This window comes from Kitasatospora saccharophila (assembly GCF_039529925.1).
GTDB lineage: Bacteria > Actinomycetota > Actinomycetes > Streptomycetales > Streptomycetaceae > Kitasatospora > Kitasatospora saccharophila.
In genome coordinates, this window is sequence record NZ_BAAANS010000062.1 from 1 (window position 1) to 19,680 (window position 19,680).

The following is a 19,680-nucleotide window of genomic DNA, read 5'->3' on the forward strand; positions in this document are numbered from 1 at the left end:
CCGCTACCGGGCCGGCGTCGTCCTCGCCTCGCTGATCCTGTGGCTGCGAGCCGAGGAACAATGACCCACAACAAGATCAATTACGAGACAGGGCCTAAGCCCGGCCGACGGCCGCCCGAATCCCGGTTGACGCCCGGTCGAACGGTGCGCGACGGCGGCTGAGGAATGCACCACGTCCCGCCGCCCCCGTCCATCGACGGCCCCGGCGGGCAGGGCCTAGCGTCTGAGGCACCCCACAGCGCCGCCGTGTCGGGAGACCCGACCTCTCCAGGTGTCATGTCCCATCCAAGGGAATCCGGGCGTGCGGCGACCAACGAAGCAGTCGAACGGAGAGCCATGCCCACCCCCCACAACCCGCTGGACGGCCTGGGAGAACTGGCCGAGCGCAAGATCAGCCGCAAGGGCCTGCTCAAGGCGGCCGCCGCGGCCGCCGCCGCACCCGTGCTGGTCGGCGGCGGAGTCGCGCTGGCCCGCGAAGCGGCCGCCGCCGACGTCCCGGCCCCGCTCACCCCCGAATGCACCGACGGACACGTCACCGGCGAGCAGATCGAGGGCCCGTACTTCAAGCCGGGCTCCCCGCTGCGCACCAACCTGGTGACCAGCGGCACCCCCGGCACCCCGCTGACCGTCAGCGGCTACGTGTTCGGCCGCAACTGCGTACCGATCGCCGGTGCCCTGCTGGACTTCTGGCAGGCCGACACCAACGGCAACTACGACAACTCCGGGTACACCTTCCGCGGCCACCAGTTCAGCGCCGCCAACGGCGCGTACACGCTGACCACGATCATCCCGGGCCTCTACCCGGGCCGCACCCGGCACATCCACGTCAAGGTGCAGGCGCCCAACCAGCCGATCCTCACCACCCAGCTGTACTTCCCGAACGAGCCGCGCAACGCCACCGACACCATCTACGACCCGGCCCTGCTGATGACGGTCCGCCAGGTCGGCAACGGGAGCGAAGCCAGCTTCGACTTCGTGCTCAACGTCAACGGCACCGGCTCGCCCAGCCCCAGCCCGAGCAGCTCGAACCCGGGCTCGCCGAGCCCCAGCCCGAGCAACACGGGTGGTGGCACCACCAGTTGGAAGGTCGGCACCAGCTACAAGGCCGGCGACGTGGTCACGTACAACGGGGTCACCTACGTCTGCATCCAGGGGCACATCGCGTACGCCGGCTGGGAGCCGCCGAACGTCCCGGCCCTGTGGCAGCGCCGCTGACCGGCCCCCGGTCCCGTCGCTGACCGGCCCCACCCCCACGCGGACGGTCAGCGGCGACAGCCACCCGAAGCGGCGGCACGGCCCCACTCCCTGGGAGGGGAAAACCGGGAGACCGGGGTCCGTGCCTGCCGAGCGCCATGACGGCCCGAGCGCGGGGTGCCCGGGCCGTCATGGCGCCCCACCGACCCGCACCGCACCGCACCGCCCTCCCGACCCCCGCACGTCCGGCACTGCGCGTCCGGCCCCGCACGTCCGGCCCCGCGCAGCGCCTGCCCCGCACCGGCACGTCCGCGAACCCCTCGCCGCCCGCCCCGGAACCACCCCACCCGCTCGGTGCACCGGCGGGGCGGCGAGGCCGGGCCCCGATAACCCCTCGCGCCCCCGCCGCCGCAGCGCCTAACCTCCGGTCCAGGACCGCCACCGGGGAGAACCGCACCGTGCCGATGCACCGCACCGTCCGCGCCGTCAACGAGTTGACCGCCCGCTGGGGCCGCGCCGCCCCCGCCGCCGGACGGAACACCGCCCTCAGTGCCCCCGCCGCCTGGGCCCCGCTGGCCCTGCTCGCCGCGGGCGCCGCCGGCCCCGCCGCCCGCGAACTCGCCGACGCGCTGGGCGTCCCGCTCGACCTGGCCGCCGGATCCGGCCGCGAACTGCTCGCCGCCCTCGACCGGACGCCCGGCGTCACCGCCGCCCTCGGCCTGTGGACCGCCGACCGCCTCCCGCTCGAACCGGCCTGGACCGCGGCCCTGCCCCCGCACAGCCACGGCCGGATCACCGGCGACCCGGACGCCGACCGGGCCGCCCTCGACCGCTGGGCCGCCGACCGGACGGCCGGGGCGATCCCCCGGATGCCCGCCGCGGTCACCCCGGACACCGCACTCCTGCTGGCCGGCGCGCTCACCGTCCGCGCCGACTGGATCCGCCGCTTCTGGCCCTGCTCCCAGCAGCCCGAGGCCGGCCCCTGGCAGGGCCGCGACCTCGCCGGGCTGTGGCGGCGCACCGGGCTGCTCGACCGGGTCGGCGTCGCCGACACCGCCGCCGGGCCGCTCACCGTGCTCAAGGTGCTGGGCCGGCGCGGCGTCGACGTCCACCTCTGCCTCGGCCCCGAGGACGCCGACCCCGGGGCCGTCCTGGCCGCCGCCGTCGGCACCGCCGCGCACCCCCGCACGGTGCGCCCCGGCACCGGACTCCCCGACGGCGCCCCCGGCCCCGGGCTGGACGCCCGCTGGGTGCGCAGCCACTCCCGCGAGCCCGTGCTCCACGTCGAGACCGTCGAGTTCGACCTGGCGGACGACCACGACCTGCTGGAACGGCCCGACCTGTTCGGCCTGCGCACCGCCGCCGACACCGGTCGCGGCCACTTCCCCGGCATCAGCACCGAGCCGCTGGCGGTCGAGTCGGCCCGGCAGACCACCACCGCCGTCTTCGGCCCGCGCGGCTTCCGGGCCGCCTCGGTCACCGCCTTCGGGATGGCCGCCGCCGGGATTCCCGCACCGCCCCCGTACCTGGCTCGTCGCCTCACCGTCGCCTTCGACCGCCCCTTCGCCTTCCTCGCCGTCCAACGCACCTCCCGCCTGGTCCTGGCCGCCGGCTGGGTCGCCGACCCGACGTCGGCCCACCCGGAACCGGACGACCCGGAGCTGGACGACGACCCGGAGGGCGACTGGTGACGCCCCCCACGCACCGGCGCCCGGGGCGCTCGCTAAGCTCCCCGCTCGATCCCGTGCGAACGGCACGGTGACGGGGTGCGCCGCCCGGCGGGCAGGGGAGTGGGAACGGCATGAGACGGTGGAGCGGGTTCGGCAAGGCCGCGCTGGTCGTCCTGATCGCGGGGGTGCTGCTCCCGATCGGCGCGATCGCCTACGGGTTCACCCTCGGGCCGCGTTCGATCGTGCTGGGCAGCAACAGCATGGCCCCCACCTACCGGTCCGGCCAGCGGGTCCTGACCTACGCCGTCGAACCCGGGGACGTCCGCCGTGGTGACGTGGTGCTCTTCTCGACCGCCATGGAACCCGGTGGTCCGCCCGTGCGGGTCCTCAACCGGGTGATCGCCCTCGGCGGCGACCACGTCTCCCAGTGCGGTGACCAGCCCGTCCAGCTGAACGGCAGTCCGCTCGACGAGCCCTACCTGCGGGGCAACAAGCCCGGCGGCGAGCGCTGCTTCGACGTCACCGTCCCCGCCGGGGAGATGTTCACGATGGGCGACAACCGGGGCCTCTCCTTCGACTCCCGGTACCGGGGCACCTTCCCGCTCAGCTCGGTGATCAGCCGCGACCAGGGCAGCGACGCCGCACTGACCACCATCGGCCTGCTCCTGGTGCTCGGCCTGCTGCTCCTGCCGGTCGCCCTGGTGTTCTCGCTGATCGCCCGCCGCCGACGCACCGACCCGCCGCAGCCCGCCGGCTACCCGGCCTGGGTCCTGGGCCAGACCCCGGCCGGCCCGCCCGCCGCACCGTTCCCGGCCCCGCCCGCCGTCCCGGCCCCGGCCGAAGCTCCGACGGCTCCGACGGCCCCCGAAGGGCCCTGACGCGTCCCGGCGAGCCCTGACGGATTGTCAGTGCGGGCGCCTAGCATCGCGCGCATGCGAGCATCAGGTACCTTCACCGTCCTCGACTTCACCCCCGCGCCCGTCCCGGAGAGCGGGGTCAGGACCGGCGCGGGCGTCGGCGTGGCCACCATGCGCAAGGAGTTCGCCGGCGAGGTCGAGGGCCACTCCGACACCCTGTTCACCGCCGCCTACGACCAGGCCGCGGGCGTCGGCACCTACCTGGCGATGGAGTCCTTCGCCGGGAGCCTGCACGGCGTCGCGGGCACCTTCAACTTCGCGCACTCCGCGACCACCCTCGGCACCGCCCGGGACGACGAGTACTTCGTCATCGTCCCCGGCAGCGGCACCGCCGCCCTCACCGGCATCACCGGCACCGGCGACATCGTCGTCGACGAGGACGGCACCCACCACATCCACCTCGACTACACGCTGCCCGCCGAGTAGGCCCCGCCCGACGACGCCGGTGCGGTGCGCGTCAGTGCCCGCGGGCCCACGCGCACAGCACCGGCACGCACCGCTCCGCGAAGTACTCGTAGTCCTCGGCGGTGTTGTACACGTGCGTGGACAGCCGGAAGTACCCCGTCCCGCCGAAGCTGGTGAACGCGGCCTCCACGCCGAACTCGGCGGCCAGCCGGTCGCGCAGTGCGTCCGCCTCCAGCCGGGTGCGGCCCAGCCCGGCCGGGAGCCGGACCAGGCGCAGCGCGTTCACCGGCATGCCGACGTCCGCCGCGGCCGGCTCCCCGGTCGCGGCGGTGATCGCCGCGCCGATCAACTGCTCGGCGTAGTCCGCGAGTTCGCCCATGTAGCGGCGGGCCCCGGCCCAACTCCACTGCTCGGCGACGAAGTCCAGCGCGGTGGGCGCCGCCAGGTAGCCGGTGACGTCCAGGGTGCCCTGGGTGTCGAAGCGTTCCGGGAACGGCTCCTCCGCACCCCAGGAGTCGATCAACGGGTAGAGCGAGTGCCGGAGTTCGCCCCGGGCGACCAGCGCGGCGGTGCCGCGCGGCGCGCAGCCGAACTTGTGCAGGTTGCCGACCCAGGCGTCGCAGTCCGCCCCCGCCAGCGGGTCCTCGTCCAGCCCCGGCACGTGCGCGGCGTCCACCAGCAGCGGCACGCCCCGCTCCCGGGCGAACCCGCCGACCAGGTCGACCGGCAGGTAGCGGGCGGTCGCCGAGGTGATCCGGTCCAGCACGATCAGCGCCGTCCGCCCGGTCACCGCCCCGGTCACCGCCGCCGCGGCCTCCTCGGGCCCGGCCCCCAGCGGGACGTGCACCGTGCGCACCGCCCCGCCCCAGCGCCGGGCCAGCCGGGCCGCCCCCATGGTCACCGCCCCGTACCCGTGGTCGGTCACCAGCACCTCCCCGCCGTCCCGGTGCGGCAGGCTCCCGTACACGGCGCTCGCCCCGGCGCTCGCGTTCGGCACCAGCGCGGTGAGGTCGGCCGGCACCCGGAGGAACCCGGCGATCGCCGCCCGCGCCGCCGCCACCCGTCGCGGCAGCCCGGGGAACCACACCACCGGCGAGGCGTCCATCTCCTCGCGCAGCCGCTGCTGCTCCCGCTGCGCCACCAGCGGCACCGCCCCGAACGACCCGTGGTTCAGGTGCCGCATCCCCGGGTCCAGCGACCACCCGGCGGCGGCGGGACGCCCGTCCCGCAGCAGCAGGGGCTCAGGCGCGACGAGGGTGCCCACGACTTCTCTCCGATCCGGCCGGAGCGACACTGCCCCGTTGACCTGCGAAGATCCTGACACAACCGCCCCCCGCCCCGACCGCCGGCCCCGACTGCGCGGCCCACCCCGACCGCCCGGCCTCGGCCCCGGCCAGTGGTTTCCGGGCCGTTCAGCGGCGGGGCACGCCGCCGTGCGGGCTGTCCACCACCAGCGGCAGCGAGCCCCCGGCCAGGTAGAAGTGGTCCGGGTGGTGCTCGATGTGGAAGTGGCTGCCGTCCTCCAGCGCGGCGATCTCCCGCAGTTCCTCCGCGAACACCGCCCGCCGGGCGTCCCCGCCGCCGATCACCAGCAGCGAGCGCTCCTCGTCCACCGCCACCAGCACGCCGCCCGCCGAGGCCCGCACCTCGATCCCGAGCAGGCTGCCGTGCGCGGGCAGCAGCCCCGTCCCGGCGCTCACCAGTCCGGCCAGTCGCCGCAGTTCCTCTGCCGACCCGGCGAGGAGCAGCTCGCCGTCCCCCGCGCCGCCGGTGATCTCCATCGGTCCCCGCCCCTCCGCCACCGGCCGGTCGTCGGCCGGCCCCGGGCGGCAAGTCTCCCAGGGGCGGCGGCGCGGCGGAACAGGTGCTCAGGCCCGGCGGGAGATGAACATGACGTACTCGCAGGGGTCGTCCGTCCGGTTGGCGAAGCCGTGGTCGGCGTCGGCCTGGAGGAACAGCGAGTCACCGGCCCGCAGGGTCTCGGCGGCGCCGCCGAGTTCGACGGTCAGGGTGCCCGCGAGCACCAGGAGCTGTTTCTCGGCGCCCGCCGGGTACGCGGGCAGCAGCCCGGTGGAGACCCGCGCGGGGAGGCGGTGCAGGACCATCTCGGCCCCGCCCGCGCCCGGGGCCGCCGACACCACGTGCCGCTCGAAGCCGGTCTCCGGGTCGCGGAAGACCGGCCGGTGCTCGGCGCGCAGCACCACGGCCACGCCGGGCGGGGCGGTGCCCGGGGTGCCGGTCAGCTCGGAGAGGGTGGCGCCGAGCGCGTGGGCGATCCGGGAGGCGACGCCGATCGTCGGGCTCTTCTCGCCGCGCTCGACCTTGGAGAGCATCGCCCGGCTGACCGCCGACCGCACGGACAGCTGCTCCAGGGTCAGGCCCGCCTCCTCGCGCCGCCGCCGCACCCGGCCGCCGAACGCCCCGGCGAGCTCCTCGCCGTGCGGTGGTGCGGCCGCGGTTCCGTCCTGTCCGGCCACCGTGCTCCTCGATCGCTGGGGTGCCTGTCCGACGGGCCCAGTGTAGTGTTTCTCCTATCGAAGATTCGTTCTTCCATCGGAGACGCGCGATGCGCGTCCCGTCACGAGGGGGGTTCCATGCGCCTGATCTCCACCGGCCGGCTGCACGCCGCGTTCGAGTTCGGCGAGCTGCGGGTGGTCGCGCTGCGGGACGGCCATATCGACATGCCGCCGACCCGGCTCCGGCACGAGGACGGGTGCGGGTTCGACGCCCTGCCCGACGGCGTCCCGCTGGTCGGGGGCAACCTGCGGCTGGCGGTCAACGCCTTCCACGTCACCGACGGCACCCGCTCGCTGCTGGTCGACACCGGCGGCTCCGACGTCTGGCCCGAACCGGGCATGGGCCTGCTGCCCGAGGCCCTCGCCGAGGCGGGCGTCGACCGGGCCGGCATCACCGATGTCGCGATCACCCACCACCACGAGGACCACGTCGGCGGCCTGGTCGCCCCCGACGGCACGGAGACCTTCCCCGGGCTCGAACGGCTCTGGATCGGCGCCGGCGACACCGGGGTCCTCACCGGCCGGCTCGCCCCGTTCCGCGACCGGGTCGTCCCCGTCACCGGGCGGGTCGCCGTCAACGACTGGGCCACCGCGCTCCCCGCCCCGGGCCACACCCCCGGCCACACCGTCTACGAGATCGGCGGCACCGCCGGCCGCCTCCTGGTCTGGGGCGACACCGTCCACGTCCCGACCCTCCAGTTCGGCCGCCCCGGGGTCACCTGGGAGTACGACGCCGACCGCCCCCGGGCCCGCGCCGCCCGCCTGGCCCTGCTCGAACGCCTCACCGCCCCCGACCACTACGTGGCCGGCGCCCACCTCGACTCCCCGGGCGTCGCCCGGGTGGCCAGGGCGGCCGACGGCTACGCCCTGGAGTACCTCGCCCCGCCGCTCGGCTAGAGGCCGCCCGGCCGGGCCGACCACGCACGCCCGCCCGCCCCGGACGGCAACCGGGACGGGCGGGCGGTACGGGCAGTACGGGGATCAGGCTCAGGCCAGCGGCTGCGGCCTGATCATCGCGAACGGGGCGCCCTGCGGGTCGGCGACCACCGTCATCCGGCCCGCCATCATGTCGAACGGCGGCGCGAGCACCGTCCCGCCCCGCTTGACCAGCGCGTCCACGGTGGAGTCCACGTCGTCCACCGCGAAGTAGGTCAGCCAGTGCGCCGGGGTGCCGGGCGGGTCGTTGGCCAGCAGGGTGACCCCGCCGACCGCGCGGCCGCCCACCCGCAGCTCCCAGTACGAGTCCGCGCCGTCCAGCGGCTCGATCTCGATGCCGAACGCCTCGCCGTAGAACGCGGTCGCGGCCAGCACGTCGCTGGTGTGCAGCTCGTTCCAGGTCAGCGCGCCGGCCTCGTTGACCACCCGCGCGCCGAAGAACTCGCCCGGCTGCCAGACGCCGAACACCGCGCCCTGCGGGTCCGCGGCGACCAGCATCCGGCCGAGGTCGCCGACGTCCACGGTCGGGACGATCAGCGTGCCGCCCGCCGCGACGATCGCGTCCTGGGTGGCCCGCGCGTCGGTGGTCGCCAGGTAGCTGGTCCACACGGTCGGCGGCTCCGGCATCCCCTCGGGCGCCATCGCCGGGCCGATGCCGGCGACGGCCCGGCCGTCCAGCTCGCAGACCGCGTACCCGCCGAACTCGGCCGGGCCGGGCGCGCCCTGCCAGCCGAGCAGGTCGCGGTAGAAGTCCAGCGCCGCCTGCTGGTCCTTCGCCATCAGATCGACCCAGCACGGGGTGCCGGTCGCGTACGGGGTGGTGACTTCGGGCATCTCTCGCTCTTTCCGGTTCGGGAAATCCGCTGCGCCCCCCGCCAGCCACCCTCCCGGCGCGGCCCCGGATCCGCCACCGGGACACGGCGGCCGGGAGCCGGCGGCCCGGGCGCGCCGGGCGGCTACGCCCGGGTCAGGGCGATCAGGGCGATGTCGTCGGAGAGCTGGTGGGTCCAGTCGCGGACGTCCTCGGCGAGGCCGCGCACCAGCCGGCCCGGGTCGGCGGCCCGCAGCACGGAGAGCCGCTCGTCCAGGGGGTAGAACTCGCCGGAGGAGTTGCGGGCCTCGCTCAGCCCGTCCGTGTGCAGCAGCAGCGCCGAACCGTCCGGCAGGGCCAGCGGGGTCGGGACGGGCGCCGGGCCGAGGCCGAGCGCGCCGAGGCCGAGCGGGAGCAGGGCCGGGACGGGGGTGGTGAGCACCTCGTCCGGGCCGACCCGCAGCGGGGCGAGGTGCCCGCAGTTGACCACCTCGACCTGGTCGACGCCGTCCCGGTGCTGGAGCAGCAGCGCGGTCGCGAACAGCTCCTCGTCGCCGCGGGCCGCCGCCAGCCGGGACAGCTGCCGGTCCAGCCGGGCGGCCAGCTCGCCCAGGTCGGCGGTCTCGTGGGCCTGCGAGCGGAAGCACCCCAGCAGCTCGGTGACGGTCTGCACGGCCTGCAGGCCCTTGCCGCGGACGTCCCCGATCAGCAGCCGGGTGCCGTGCGGGGTGCGCACCGCCTCGAAGAAGTCGCCGCCCACCCCGGTGCCCGCCGTCGCCGGCTGGTAGTGGCCGGTCAGCCGCAGCTCGCCCAGGTGCGCCGGGATCGGGTGCAGCACGGCCTGCTGCAGGGCGATCTCGCTGGCCCGCGCCCGCGCCAGCCGCTCCGACTGCTGGCGCCGGCTCCAGGCCACCAGCCCCATCGCCGCGCCCACCGCCAGCGCCGCCACCGCCGCCCCCGGACGGTCCGCGACCCGCTCGCCGGCCAGCGCGACCAGCAGCAGGTGCTGCGTGCCGGCCGCCGCCGCGACCGTCAGCGACACCACCGGGCGGCCCAGCAGCATCGCCACCAGCGCGACCACCCCGCAGGCCACCCACAGCACGGCGCCCAGCTCCCGGGGGCCGCCCTCGCCGGTGACCAGCGCGGTGCTGCCCGGCACGGTCTGCCCCAGCACCCCGCCGAACAGGATCGCCACCGGGTAGAGCGCCGAGGCCGCCGCCCGGCGCTGCCGGGGCAGCGCCGCCAGGAAACCGGCCAGGTAGGGGATCTGCGCGACCACCAGGCCGAACCCGACCAGCACCGCGACGGCCCCCGCCAGCAGCGCGGCCTGCCCGGCGTCGGCGGGCAGGAAGTGCAGCGAGGCCAGGCCGACCGCGGTCAGCGGCAGGCCCAGCGAGGAGCCGGTCAGCGGGGTCAGCCGCCAGTGCCGGGCCACCAGCCCGGCCGCCAGCATGCCCAGCCCGTACCCCGACATCGCCAGCGTCACGTGCGTCAGCGTCACCCCGCGCTGCAGCAGCACCACCGGCACGGCCGCGCTCAGCGCGAGCTGGGTGAAGCCCAGGGTCGCGCCCGCCGCCATCGCCCCGCCCGCCGCCCGGACCGGCACCCCCGGCACCGGCGGTTCCGGACGCCGCCGGGCCAGCAGCACGCTCCGGGCCCGGCAGGCCGCGAACAGCGCCACGGCCGTGCACAGCAGCACCCCCACCAGCGGGTCCGACCAGTCGCGCAACGGGCCCAGCTCCAGGCCGGCCACCGCCAGCAGCGCCGCCACCGCGACGCCCGGCCCGCACACCGGCCCCGAGCGGACGGTGGATCTCGGCAGCCGGTCGCGCGGCAGCAGGCGCAGCGAGGCGAGCAGCAGCAGCGCGGCGGCCACCGGCAGCACCGCCTCGCCGAGCCGCCAGCCGGCCAGCGAGTCGATCCGCACCGCGAGGTTCGCCCCCAGCACGAAGGCGGTGGCGACACCCGCGATGGCCCCGCCCACCACCCGGGTGATCCGCCCGGGCAGGTTCAGCACCGGGACGGAGGCCAGCGCGGCGATCAGCACCCCGGCCGCGCCGGCGTCCTCCACGGACCGCCCGAGCAGGTACGTCCAGGGACGGTCGGCGGTCACCGCGACGGTGCCGCCGACCACCATCGCCCCCAGCGTCCAGCGCAGCACCCGCGGCCACCCCCAGGCGTCCACCGCCCGCCCCGCCACCAGGAACGCCGTCAGCATCGCCAACGCCGACCCCAGCTCCGCGGCCACCCCCTCGGTGCGCCCCAACCCGAACTCGACGACCGCCCCCGCGGCGGTGGCGCCGCGCAGCAGCGGCAGCAGCACGCACAGCGAGGCGGCGGCCACCAGCAGCAGGCGAACGGCGCGCCGGGGGGTGCCGGTCACGGGGGTCTCCTTCGGCAGGTCCGGTGGGAGCAAGGTTTTCAGAGACCCGGAGCGACCAGAAGGGAAAAAGGTCACATAAGTCATATTTATCGCTTACCAGGCATCTGCCAAGCACCTGCCCCCGGAGACGCCTCCGGCGGCCTCGCGGGAGAAAGCGGAGAGCTTGGGCGATCTGCCGAGTGCCTCCGCCGCCGAGACGCCTGCGGCGGGCCCCCGGAGGCATGGCACCCAGCAGCGGCAGCGCCTGCGGCGGGCTCCGTGGGGAGTTGGAGAGCCCGTGCGGTCCGCCGAGCGCTTCGGCCGCGGCACCGCCTGCGGCGGGCTCGCAGGATCGTGGCACCCGCCGGGCACCCGGCGGCGACAGCGCCTGCGGCGGCCTCGCGGGGGCGTGGCATCTGCCAGCCCCCGGCGGCGGCAGCGGCGGCCCCCGGGGGCTGTCCGCAGGGCGAAACTCGGTGGGCAGGTCCCGGTGGCGTCGCTAGCGTGTCGAGATCACTGACGGACTGTCACCTTCGGAGGGCCGCGCCATGACGCTCACGACCGAATCCCACCCCGCCGTGCTGGCGGCGATCACCGAGGGCTGTGCGGCGCTCGGGTTCGCCATGTCGTGCGACCTGACCACCGGGCAGCTGCTGCGGACGCTCGCGGCGGCCCGGCCCGGGGGGCGGATCCTGGAGCTGGGGACGGGCGCCGGGACGGGGACGAGCTGGCTGCTGAGCGGGATGGACGCGGGGGCCACCCTGGTCAGCGTGGAGCTGGACGAGGCGGTGGCGGCGGTGGCCGCCGAGCACCTGGGGGCGGATCCGCGGCTGGAGCTGGTGACGGGGGACGGCGCGGCGCTGATCGACTCGCTGGCGCCCGGCAGCTTCGACCTGGTCTTCGCGGACACCTGGCCGGGCAAGTTCCACCACCTCGACCAGGCGCTGGCGCTGCTCGCCCCGGGCGGCCTCTACCTGATCGACGACCTGCTGCCGCAGCCGACCTGGCCGGAGGACCACGCCTCGTCCGTCACCGCCCTGGTCGAGCGGCTGACCACCGACCCGCTGCTGCACGCCACGTACCTGGACTGCTCCACCGGCCTGCTGCTGGCCACCCGCCTCCCGTAGGCCGTCGCCCCCGTAGGCCGTCGGGGGGACGGCGGGCGTGGGGGCCGGTGCGGCGGTCGCACCGGCGCCTACGGTGGCCGCCATGTGGCAGGCCATGTTCGTCGCGGGGATCCCGTACGCCGAGAAGACCCTCCGCACGGTGCTGGTCTACCTGGCGCTGCTGGTGCTGCTGCGGCTGATCGGCAAGCGCGGGCTGGCCCAGCTGAACACCTTCGACCTGGTGGTCATGCTGCTGCTGTCGAACGTGGTGCAGAACGCGGTGATCGGGGACGACAACTCGGTGACCGGCGGCCTGTTCGGGGCGGTGGTGCTGCTGCTCACCGACTGGGTGCTGGTGCGGCAGGCGGCCCGCTGGGACTGGTTCAACCGGCTGCTCGACGGGACGCCGACGGTGCTGGCCCGGGACGGGGCGTACGACCGGCGGACGATCGCTCGGCAGGGGATCCGGGCGGCGGACCTGGACGTGGCCGTCCGGCACCAGGGCGGTGACGCGATCGAGGAGACCGCGCTGATCGTGCTGGAGCCGGGCGGGACGCTGCTGGTCGAGCTCAAGGAGGGCGACCAGGTCGCGGACAAGGACGACGTGGCGGCGATCCGGGCGGCGCTGGCCGCGATCGAGGCCCGGTTGCCCGCCGCCGACTGACCGCCAGCCGCCAGCCACCGGCCATCAGCCACCCGTCCCGCCGGCCACGCGGAGAAGGCAGGGGCATGAACAGTGGGTGAACTCCCGGAGTACGGCGGCGTGTCGGGAACCTGATCACCAGTCAGGTCGAACTGCCGTCCGACCCCCGCAACCTGCCGTTCCGTGCCGCGGGCTGACGGCCCGTCGGCTCGCGCCGCCCCGCGCGGGGGTCCGGAGCGACGGCCCCGGGCGCCCGCGCTTCCGGCCGTCCACCCGTCCTGACCGGTAAACTTGCCCAGGTTGTCGCGCTTTCGACGCCTTCGGCTGACCACCTTCGACCGGCCGCCGGGGACCCCAGGACGAGGACCGTGCAGCCATGATCACCGCCCCCGACGCCGCGCTGTTCCGCGCCCAGGCCGCGCCCGCACCGCGCACCCTGGTCGACGTGCTGGCGGCCACCGCCGCCGCGCACCCGCAGGAGCCCGCGCTGGACGACGGGCGCGAGACGCTCCGCTACGCGGAGCTGCTCACCGAGGTCGAGCGGGTGCGGCGGCACCTGGCCAAGGCGGGCGTCGGCCTCGGCGACCGGGTCGGCGTCCGGGTCCCCTCCGGCGGCAACCAGCTGTACGTGGCGATCCTGGCGGTGCTCGCCGCGGGCGCCGCCTACGTGCCGGTCGACTTCGAGGACCCGGACGAGCGGGCCGAGCTGGTCTTCGGCGAGGCCGACGTCAACGCGGTGATCGGCGCCGACTACGCCCTGGACCGGGTCAAGCCGTCCGGCCACGACGCGCAGGCGCCCGGCCCCGGGCAGGACGCCTGGATCATCTTCACCTCCGGCTCCACCGGCAAGCCCAAGGGCGTCGCCGTCAGCCACCGCAGCGCCGCCGCGTTCGTCGACGCCGAGGCCGCGATGTTCCTCCAGGACGAGCCGATCGGTCCCGGCGACCGGGTGATGGCCGGACTGTCGGTGGCCTTCGACGCCTCCTGCGAGGAGATGTGGCTGGCCTGGCGGCACGGCGCCTGCCTGGTGCCCGTCCCGCGCGCCCAGGTCCGCGCCGGCGCCGACCTCGGCCCGTGGCTGGCCGAGCAGGAGATCACCGTCATCTCCACCGTCCCGACGCTGGCCGCGCTCTGGCCCGCCGAGGCGCTGAACGAGGTCCGGCTGCTGATCTTCGGCGGCGAGGCGTGCCCGCCCGAACTCGCCGAACGCCTGGTCACCGAGGGCCGCGAGGTGTGGAACACCTACGGCCCCACCGAGGCCACCGTGGTCGCCTGCGGCGCCCTGCTGACCGGCCGGGCCCCGATCCGGATCGGCCTGCCGCTGGACGGCTGGGAGCTCGCCGTCGTCGACGAGGCCGGCGAGCCCGTCCCGATGGGCGGCAGCGGCCAGCTGGTGATCGGCGGCGTCGGCCTGGCCCGCTACCTCGACCCGGCCAAGGACGCCGAGAAGTACGCCCCGCTGACCTCCCTCGGCTGGGAGCGCGCCTACCGCTCCGGCGACCTGGTGCGCGCCGAACCCGAGGGCCTGGTCTTCCTCGGCCGCGCCGACGAGCAGATCAAGCTCGGCGGACGGCGGATCGAACTGGGCGAGGTGGACGCCGCTCTGCAGGCGCTGCCCGCCGTCTCCGGCGCGGCCGCCGCCGTGCGCACCGCCCGCGGCGGCAACCAGCTGCTGGTCGGCTACCTGGTCGCCCAGGACGGCTTCGACCGGGACGCCGCCGTGGCCCGGCTGCGCGCCGAGCTGCCCGCCGCCCTCGTCCCGCTGCTCGCCACCGTCGAGCACCTGCCCACCCGCACTTCCGGCAAGGTCGACCGGGACGCGCTGCCCTGGCCGCTGCCCGACCTGGAGACCTCCGGCCCCGCCGAGCAGCTGTACGGCACCGAGGCGTGGCTCGCCGAGCAGTGGGCGCAGATCCTCGGCACCCGGGTGCGCGGCGCCGGCGACGACTTCTTCGCGATCGGCGGCGGCTCGCTGGCCGCCGCCCAGCTCACCACCCTGCTGCGCGGCCGCTACCCGGCCGTCTCGGTGCTCGACGTCTACCAGCAGCCCACCCTGCGCAAGCTCGCCCGGCTGCTGGAGAACTCCGCCCAGGCCGGCGGCCCGACCCGCCGCGTCGCCCCGACGCCGCGCCGCGCCCAGGCGCTGCAACTGCTGCTGACGCTGCCGCTGGCCACCCTCACCGGCCTGCGCTGGAGCCTCGCCCTCGGCGTGCTCGGCACCGTGCTGAACCTGCTCGGCGACTACCCGTGGGCCCCCGTCGCGCCCTGGTGGCTGCTGGCCGCCGGCGCCGTCCTGCTGTACTCCGCGCCCGGCCGCCTGGCGCTCGCCGCCGGCGGCGCCCGGCTGCTGCTGCGCGGAGTCGGCCCCGGCACGTACCCGCGCGGCGGCGGCGTCCACCTGCGGCTGTGGACCGCCGAACGGCTCGCCGAGGCCACCGGTGCGGTCGAGCTCTCCGGCTCCTGGCTGGTCCGCTACGCCCGGGCGCTCGGCTGCCGGGTCGCCCCCGACGTCGACCTGCACGCGCTGCCGCCGGTCACCGGCCTGCTGCGGCTCGGCAAGGGCTGCGCCGTCGAGAACGAGGTCGACCTGTCCGGCTACTGGCTGGACGGCGACCGGCTGGAGATCGGCGCGCTGCGGATCGGCGCCGGCGCCGTGGTCGGCACCCGCTCGACGCTGCTGCCCGGCGCCAAGGTCGGCAAGCGCGCCGAGGTCGCCCCCGGCTCCGGCGTCACCGGCGCCGTCCCCACCGGCCAGCGCTGGGCCGGCGCGCCCGCCGCCAAGACCGGCAAGGCCGAACGCGGCTGGCCGAAGCAGCGCCCGCCGCGCACCCCCGGCTGGGCCGCCGCCTACGGCGCCACCGGCTTCGCCCTCACCCTGCTGCCGCTGCTCGCCGCGCTGCCCGGCCTGCTGATCGCCGGGCGGTTCGTCCACCCCGGCGACGGCCTCGCCCAGGCCCTGCGCGGCGCCCTGATCGCCCTCGTCCCCGCCACCCTCTCGTACGGGCTGGCCTACGCCGCGCTGGTGCTGGCCGGCGTCCGGCTGCTCTCGCTCGGCCTGCGCACCGGCTACCACCCGCTGCACGGCCGCATCGGCTGGCAGGCGTGGACGGTCAGCCAGCTGATGGACCTGGCCCGCGAGACGCTGTTCCCGCTGTACGCCGGGCTGATCACCCCGGTGTGGCTGCGGCTGCTGGGCATGCGGGTCGGCAAGGGCGCCGAGGTGTCCACCGTGCTGGCGCTGCCCAGCCTGACCAAGGTCGGCGACGGCGCGTTCCTCGCCGACGACACCCTGATCGCCCCGTACGAGCTCGGCGGCGGCTGGGTGCGGATCGGGCGGGCCGAGATCGGCGAGCGGGCCTTCCTGGGCAACTCCGGGATGACCGCGCCCGGCCGGGCCGTGCCCGACCGGGGCCTGGTCGGGGTGCTGTCCGCGACGCCGAAGAAGGCCAAGCGCGGCAGCTCCTACCTGGGCATGCCGCCGGTCAAGCTGCCCCGGGCCGCCGACACCGCCGACCTCGCCCTCACCTACGAGCCGCCCGCCCGGCTGCGCTGGGCCCGCGGCCTGACCGAACTGGCCCGGATCGTGCCGGTGCTGGCCTCCGCCGCGCTGGCCGTGCTCACCGCCGCCGCGCTGTGCGCGCTCGGGCAGCCGCTGCTGTCGGGTCTGGTGCTGCTGGCCGCGGGCCTGGCCGCCTGCCTGGTCTCGGCCGCCGCCAAGTGGCTGCTGGTCGGCCGGTTCCGGGCGGTCGAGCACCCGCTGTGGTCCGGCTTCGTGTGGCGCAACGAGCTCGCCGACACCTTCACCGAGGTGCTCGCCGTGCCCTGGCTGGTCGGCCGCACCGCCGGCACCCCGCTGATGAACCTGTGGCTGCGCGCGCTCGGCGCGCGGATCGGCCGCGGCGTGTGGTGCGAGAGCTACTGGCTGCCCGAGGCCGACCTGGTCACCCTCGGCGACGGCGTCAGCGTCAACCGCGGCTGCGTGCTGCAGACCCACCTCTTCCACGACCGGATCATGCGACTGGATACTGTGGAGCTCCGCGAGGGCGCCACCCTGGGCCCGGGCGGGATCGTGCTGCCCGGCAGCACCGTCGGCGAGCGCGCCACCCTCGGCCCGGCCTCCCTGGTGATGCGCGCCGAGACGGTGCCCGCCGACACCCGCTGGCTCGGCAACCCGATCGAAGCCTGGCAAGCACCGCAGTGACCGCCCCCGCGCCAGGAGGAACCCCCGCGTTGAGCACCGAGCAGGCCCCCGCCGCCGACCCGTACTTCCCCCGGCACGGGGACCCGCGCTACCGCACCCACCGGTACGAGCTCGCGCTCGACTACCGGCCCGGCCCCAACCGGCTGGCCGCCTCCGCCCGGATCGCCGCCATCGCCGGGCCCGAGCCGCTGCGCGAGTTCACCCTCGACCTGGCCGGCTTCCGGATCGGCAAGGTCCTGGTCGACGGCAAGCCCGCGCAGTACGCCCACCGGGACGGCAAGCTGCGCGTCAAGCCCGCCAAGGCCCCCGCCGCCGGGGCGGTGTTCACCTGCGAGGTGCACTGGTCCGGCAACCCGCGCCCGGTGCGCAGCCCCTGGGGCGGCCTCGGCTTCGAGGAGATCACCGACGGCGCGCTGGTCGCCTCCCAGCCCACCGGCGCCCCGTCCTGGTTCCCCTGCAACGACCGCCCCGCCGACAAGGCGTCCTACCAGCTGACCGTCACCACCGCGTCCCCGTACGCCGTGGTCACCGGCGGCCGGCTGCTCAGCCGCACCACCCGCTCCTCCGCCACCACCTGGGTGTACGAGCAGCCCGCGCCCACCGCCAGCTACCTGGTCGGCCTGGCGCTCGCCCCGCTGCGCCAGGTGCCGCTGACCGAGCGGGCCCCCGGGACGGTGCCGCAGAGCGGCTGGGTGCCGCAGCCGCTGGTGGCCCGGTTCGAGCACGACTTCGCCCGGCAGCCGCAGATGATGCGGCTGTTCGAGGAGCTGTTCGGCCCGTACCCGTTCGACGGGTACACCGTCGCCGTGGTCGACGAGGACCTCGACGTGCCGGTCGAGGCGCAGGGCATGGCCACCTTCGGCCGCAACCACGTCGACGGGCGGCGCGGCTGGGAGCGCCTGGTCGCCCACGAGCTGGCCCACCAGTGGTTCGGCAACAGCGTCACCGTCGCCGACTGGCGGCACATCTGGCTCAACGAGGGCCTGGCCAAGTACGCCGAATGGCTCTGGTCCGAGCGCACCGGCGGCCCCACCGCCCAGCGCAGGGCCGCCGACGCCCACCAGCAACTGCGCGCGCTGCCGCAGGACCTGGCGATCGGCGACCCCGGCAAGCGGCACATGTTCGACGACCGGGTCTACGAGCGCGGCGGCCTGACCGTGCACGCGCTGCGCTGCGCCCTCGGCGACGCCGAGTTCTTCCGGCTGCTGCGCGACTGGGCCACCGCCTACCGGCACGCGGTGGTCACCACCGCCGACTTCGCCGCGCACGCCGCCCGCTACACCGACCGCCCGCTCGGCCCGCTGTTCGACGCCTGGCTGCACCGGGGCGCGCTGCCCGCGCTGCCGACGCCCACCGCCCCGCCCGAGCGCTCGGGAGCGGCCGCGGAGCCCCGGCCTGGTGTACTGGGAGGCATGGGCCGCGAGGCCGTCCGTCGCTTCCTGAAGGATCGAGGAACATGAGCACGCACTACGACGTGGTCGTCCTGGGCGCCGGCCCCGGCGGCTACACCGCCGCCGTCCGCTCGGCCCAGCTCGGCCTGCGCACCGCCGTGATCGAGGCCAAGTACTGGGGCGGCGTCTGCCTCAACGTCGGCTGCATCCCCTCGAAGGCCCTGCTGCGCAACGCCGAGCTCGCGCACACCGTCCTGAACGAGGCCGAGCTGTACGGCATCGAGGTCGACGGCAAGGTGTCCTTCGACTACGGCAAGGCGTTCAGCCGCTCCCGGCAGGTCGCCGACGGCCGGGTCAAGGGCGTCCACTACCTGATGAAGAAGAACGGCATCACCGAGTACGACGGCCGGGGCACCTTCGTCGACGACCACACCCTGCAGGTCGCGCTGAACGGCGGCGGCTTCGAGGTGGTCACCTTCGACCACTGCATCGTCGCGGCCGGCGCCACCACCCGGCTGCTGCCGGGCACCTCGCTCAGCGAACGGGTCGTCACCTACGAGGAGCAGATCCTCACCGAGCGGCTGCCCGAGTCGATCGTCATCGCGGGCGCCGGCGCGATCGGCGTCGAGTTCGCGTACGTGCTGCACAACTACGGCGTCAAGGTCACCATCGTCGAGTTCCTGGACCGGATGGTGCCGCTGGAGGACGCCGACGTCTCCGCCGAACTCGCCAAGCAGTACCGCAAGTTGGGTATCCAGGTGCTCACCTCCACCCGGGTCGACGCGATCGACGACTCCGACCCGGCGGGGCCGGTGAAGGTCACCGTCACCCGGGACGGCAAGCAGGAGGTGCTGGAGGCCGACAAGGTCCTGCAGGCGATCGGCTTCGCGCCGCGGGTCCAGGGCTACGGCCTGGAGGTCACCGGCGTGCAGCTCACCGAGCGCGGCGCGATCGCCGTCGACGGGCGCGGCCGCACCAGCGTCGAGCACATCTTCGCGATCGGCGACGTCACCGCGAAGCTGATGCTCGCGCACGCCGCCGAGGCGATGGCCGTGATCGCCGCCGAGACCATCGCCGGGGCCGAGACCATGGAGATCGACTTCGTGATGGTCCCGCGCGCCACCTACTGCCAGCCGCAGGTCGCCAGCTTCGGCTACACCGAGGCGCAGGCCCGGGAGCAGGGCTACGCGGTCAAGGTCGCCAAGTTCCCGTTCACCGCGAACGGCAAGGCGCACGGCCTCGGGCACCCGGTCGGCTTCGTCAAGGTGATCAGCGACGAGACCCACGGCGAACTGCTCGGCGCCCACCTGATCGGCCCCGAGGTCACCGAGCTGCTGCCGGAACTGACGCTGGCCCAGCAGTGGGACCTGACGGTGCACGAGGTCGGCCGCAACGTGCACGCCCACCCGACGCTGGGCGAGGCCGTCAAGGAGGCCGTCCACGGCCTCGCCGGTCACATGATCAACATGTAGCACCGCCGTTCGGGTGAGCGCGCGCCGCCCCGTCGCCTCCCGCCGGTACGGGAGCG

At 75.6% G+C, this 19,680-nt stretch carries 15 protein-coding genes; 10 read left to right on the forward strand and 5 right to left on the reverse strand.

Going from position 1 to position 19,680, the window contains the following annotated elements:
• Positions 1-336: 336 nt before the first annotated feature.
• From ABD345_RS32540 to ABD345_RS32555, 4 genes are all read left to right on the forward strand, one after another.
• A complete protein-coding gene (locus ABD345_RS32540; RefSeq protein WP_344557441.1) occupies positions 337-1,215 on the forward strand; it encodes a dioxygenase family protein in 879 nt (292 codons plus the stop codon).
• A gap of 443 nt (positions 1,216-1,658) precedes the next feature.
• The gene (locus ABD345_RS32545) at positions 1,659-2,885 is read left to right on the forward strand and encodes a serpin family protein (protein ID WP_344557510.1); all 1,227 of its coding nucleotides are present in this window, start codon (positions 1,659-1,661) and stop codon (positions 2,883-2,885) included.
• 110 nt (positions 2,886-2,995) lie between these two features.
• Positions 2,996-3,742 (forward strand): signal peptidase I, encoded by a 747-nt coding sequence (gene lepB / locus ABD345_RS32550; protein WP_344557443.1) that lies wholly within the window; start codon positions 2,996-2,998, stop codon positions 3,740-3,742.
• 54 nt (positions 3,743-3,796) lie between these two features.
• Positions 3,797-4,207 (forward strand): DUF3224 domain-containing protein, encoded by a 411-nt coding sequence (locus ABD345_RS32555; protein WP_344557445.1) that lies wholly within the window; start codon positions 3,797-3,799, stop codon positions 4,205-4,207.
• 31 nt (positions 4,208-4,238) lie between these two features.
• On the opposite strand, the gene ABD345_RS32560 is transcribed toward ABD345_RS32555, so the two are convergent.
• From ABD345_RS32560 to ABD345_RS32570, 3 genes are all read right to left on the reverse strand, one after another.
• Positions 4,239-5,450 (reverse strand): aminotransferase class V-fold PLP-dependent enzyme, encoded by a 1,212-nt coding sequence (locus ABD345_RS32560; RefSeq protein ID WP_344557447.1) that lies wholly within the window; start codon positions 5,448-5,450, stop codon positions 4,239-4,241.
• 148 nt (positions 5,451-5,598) lie between these two features.
• Positions 5,599-5,967, reverse strand: coding sequence for an Imm32 family immunity protein (locus ABD345_RS32565; protein ID WP_344557449.1), 369 nt, complete (start codon positions 5,965-5,967; stop codon positions 5,599-5,601).
• 87 nt (positions 5,968-6,054) lie between these two features.
• Positions 6,055-6,663, reverse strand: a complete 609-nt coding sequence (locus tag ABD345_RS32570) for a helix-turn-helix domain-containing protein (protein ID WP_344557450.1) — start codon at positions 6,661-6,663, stop codon at positions 6,055-6,057.
• A gap of 117 nt (positions 6,664-6,780) precedes the next feature.
• Here ABD345_RS32570 and ABD345_RS32575 point away from each other — a divergent pair, with 117 nt between their 5' ends.
• Positions 6,781-7,599: an MBL fold metallo-hydrolase gene (locus ABD345_RS32575; protein ID WP_344557451.1), complete on the forward strand. Its 819-nt coding sequence runs from the start codon at positions 6,781-6,783 to the stop codon at positions 7,597-7,599.
• Positions 7,600-7,689: 90 nt separating this feature from the next.
• Here the strand turns inward: ABD345_RS32575 and ABD345_RS32580 are convergent, their stop codons facing one another.
• Both ABD345_RS32580 and ABD345_RS32585 read right to left on the reverse strand, forming a co-directional pair.
• On the reverse strand, positions 7,690-8,472 hold the full coding sequence (locus ABD345_RS32580; protein ID WP_344557453.1) for a VOC family protein: 783 nt from the start codon (positions 8,470-8,472) through the stop codon (positions 7,690-7,692).
• Positions 8,473-8,594: 122 nt separating this feature from the next.
• A complete protein-coding gene (locus tag ABD345_RS32585; RefSeq protein ID WP_344557455.1) occupies positions 8,595-10,832 on the reverse strand; it encodes an MFS transporter in 2,238 nt (745 codons plus the stop codon).
• 527 nt (positions 10,833-11,359) lie between these two features.
• Between ABD345_RS32585 and ABD345_RS32590 the strand changes: the two genes are divergently transcribed.
• The 5 genes from ABD345_RS32590 to lpdA all read left to right on the forward strand — a co-directional run bounded on the left by ABD345_RS32590 (position 11,360) and on the right by lpdA (position 19,624).
• Positions 11,360-11,938, forward strand: a complete 579-nt coding sequence (locus ABD345_RS32590; RefSeq protein ID WP_344557457.1) for an O-methyltransferase — start codon at positions 11,360-11,362, stop codon at positions 11,936-11,938.
• An 82-nt stretch (positions 11,939-12,020) separates the two neighbouring features.
• Positions 12,021-12,581 carry a DUF421 domain-containing protein gene (locus ABD345_RS32595; RefSeq protein WP_344557459.1) on the forward strand — a complete coding sequence of 187 codons (561 nt, stop codon included), beginning with the start codon at positions 12,021-12,023 and terminating at the stop codon, positions 12,579-12,581.
• 355 nt (positions 12,582-12,936) lie between these two features.
• The gene (locus ABD345_RS32600; RefSeq protein WP_344557461.1) at positions 12,937-16,761 is read left to right on the forward strand and encodes a Pls/PosA family non-ribosomal peptide synthetase; all 3,825 of its coding nucleotides are present in this window, start codon (positions 12,937-12,939) and stop codon (positions 16,759-16,761) included.
• Positions 16,762-16,790: 29 nt separating this feature from the next.
• Positions 16,791-18,221 (forward strand): M1 family metallopeptidase, encoded by a 1,431-nt coding sequence (locus tag ABD345_RS32605; protein WP_344557463.1) that lies wholly within the window; start codon positions 16,791-16,793, stop codon positions 18,219-18,221.
• The gene (gene lpdA / locus ABD345_RS32610) at positions 18,218-19,624 is read left to right on the forward strand and encodes a dihydrolipoyl dehydrogenase (protein WP_344557465.1); all 1,407 of its coding nucleotides are present in this window, start codon (positions 18,218-18,220) and stop codon (positions 19,622-19,624) included. Before ABD345_RS32605 ends, lpdA begins: the two co-directional genes overlap by 4 nt.
• Positions 19,625-19,680: the final 56 nt, after the last annotated feature.

Bases quoted from the DNA above. Each gene is read 5' to 3' on its own strand.
- lepB (WP_344557443.1), top strand. From the start codon at position 2,996: ATGAGACGGTGGAGCGGGTTCGGCAAGGCCGCGCTGGTCGTCCTGATC.
- ABD345_RS32555 (WP_344557445.1), top strand. From the start codon at position 3,797: ATGCGAGCATCAGGTACCTTCACCGTCCTCGACTTCACCCCCGCGCCC.
- ABD345_RS32580 (WP_344557453.1), bottom strand. From the start codon at position 8,472: ATGCCCGAAGTCACCACCCCGTACGCGACCGGCACCCCGTGCTGGGTC.
- ABD345_RS32545 (WP_344557510.1), top strand. From the start codon at position 1,659: ATGCACCGCACCGTCCGCGCCGTCAACGAGTTGACCGCCCGCTGGGGC.
- ABD345_RS32590 (WP_344557457.1), top strand. From the start codon at position 11,360: ATGACGCTCACGACCGAATCCCACCCCGCCGTGCTGGCGGCGATCACC.
- ABD345_RS32600 (WP_344557461.1), top strand. From the start codon at position 12,937: ATGATCACCGCCCCCGACGCCGCGCTGTTCCGCGCCCAGGCCGCGCCC.
- ABD345_RS32565 (WP_344557449.1), bottom strand. From the start codon at position 5,967: ATGGAGATCACCGGCGGCGCGGGGGACGGCGAGCTGCTCCTCGCCGGG.
- lpdA (WP_344557465.1), top strand. From the start codon at position 18,218: ATGAGCACGCACTACGACGTGGTCGTCCTGGGCGCCGGCCCCGGCGGC.
- ABD345_RS32540 (WP_344557441.1), top strand. From the start codon at position 337: ATGCCCACCCCCCACAACCCGCTGGACGGCCTGGGAGAACTGGCCGAG.
- ABD345_RS32595 (WP_344557459.1), top strand. From the start codon at position 12,021: ATGTGGCAGGCCATGTTCGTCGCGGGGATCCCGTACGCCGAGAAGACC.
- ABD345_RS32575 (WP_344557451.1), top strand. From the start codon at position 6,781: ATGCGCCTGATCTCCACCGGCCGGCTGCACGCCGCGTTCGAGTTCGGC.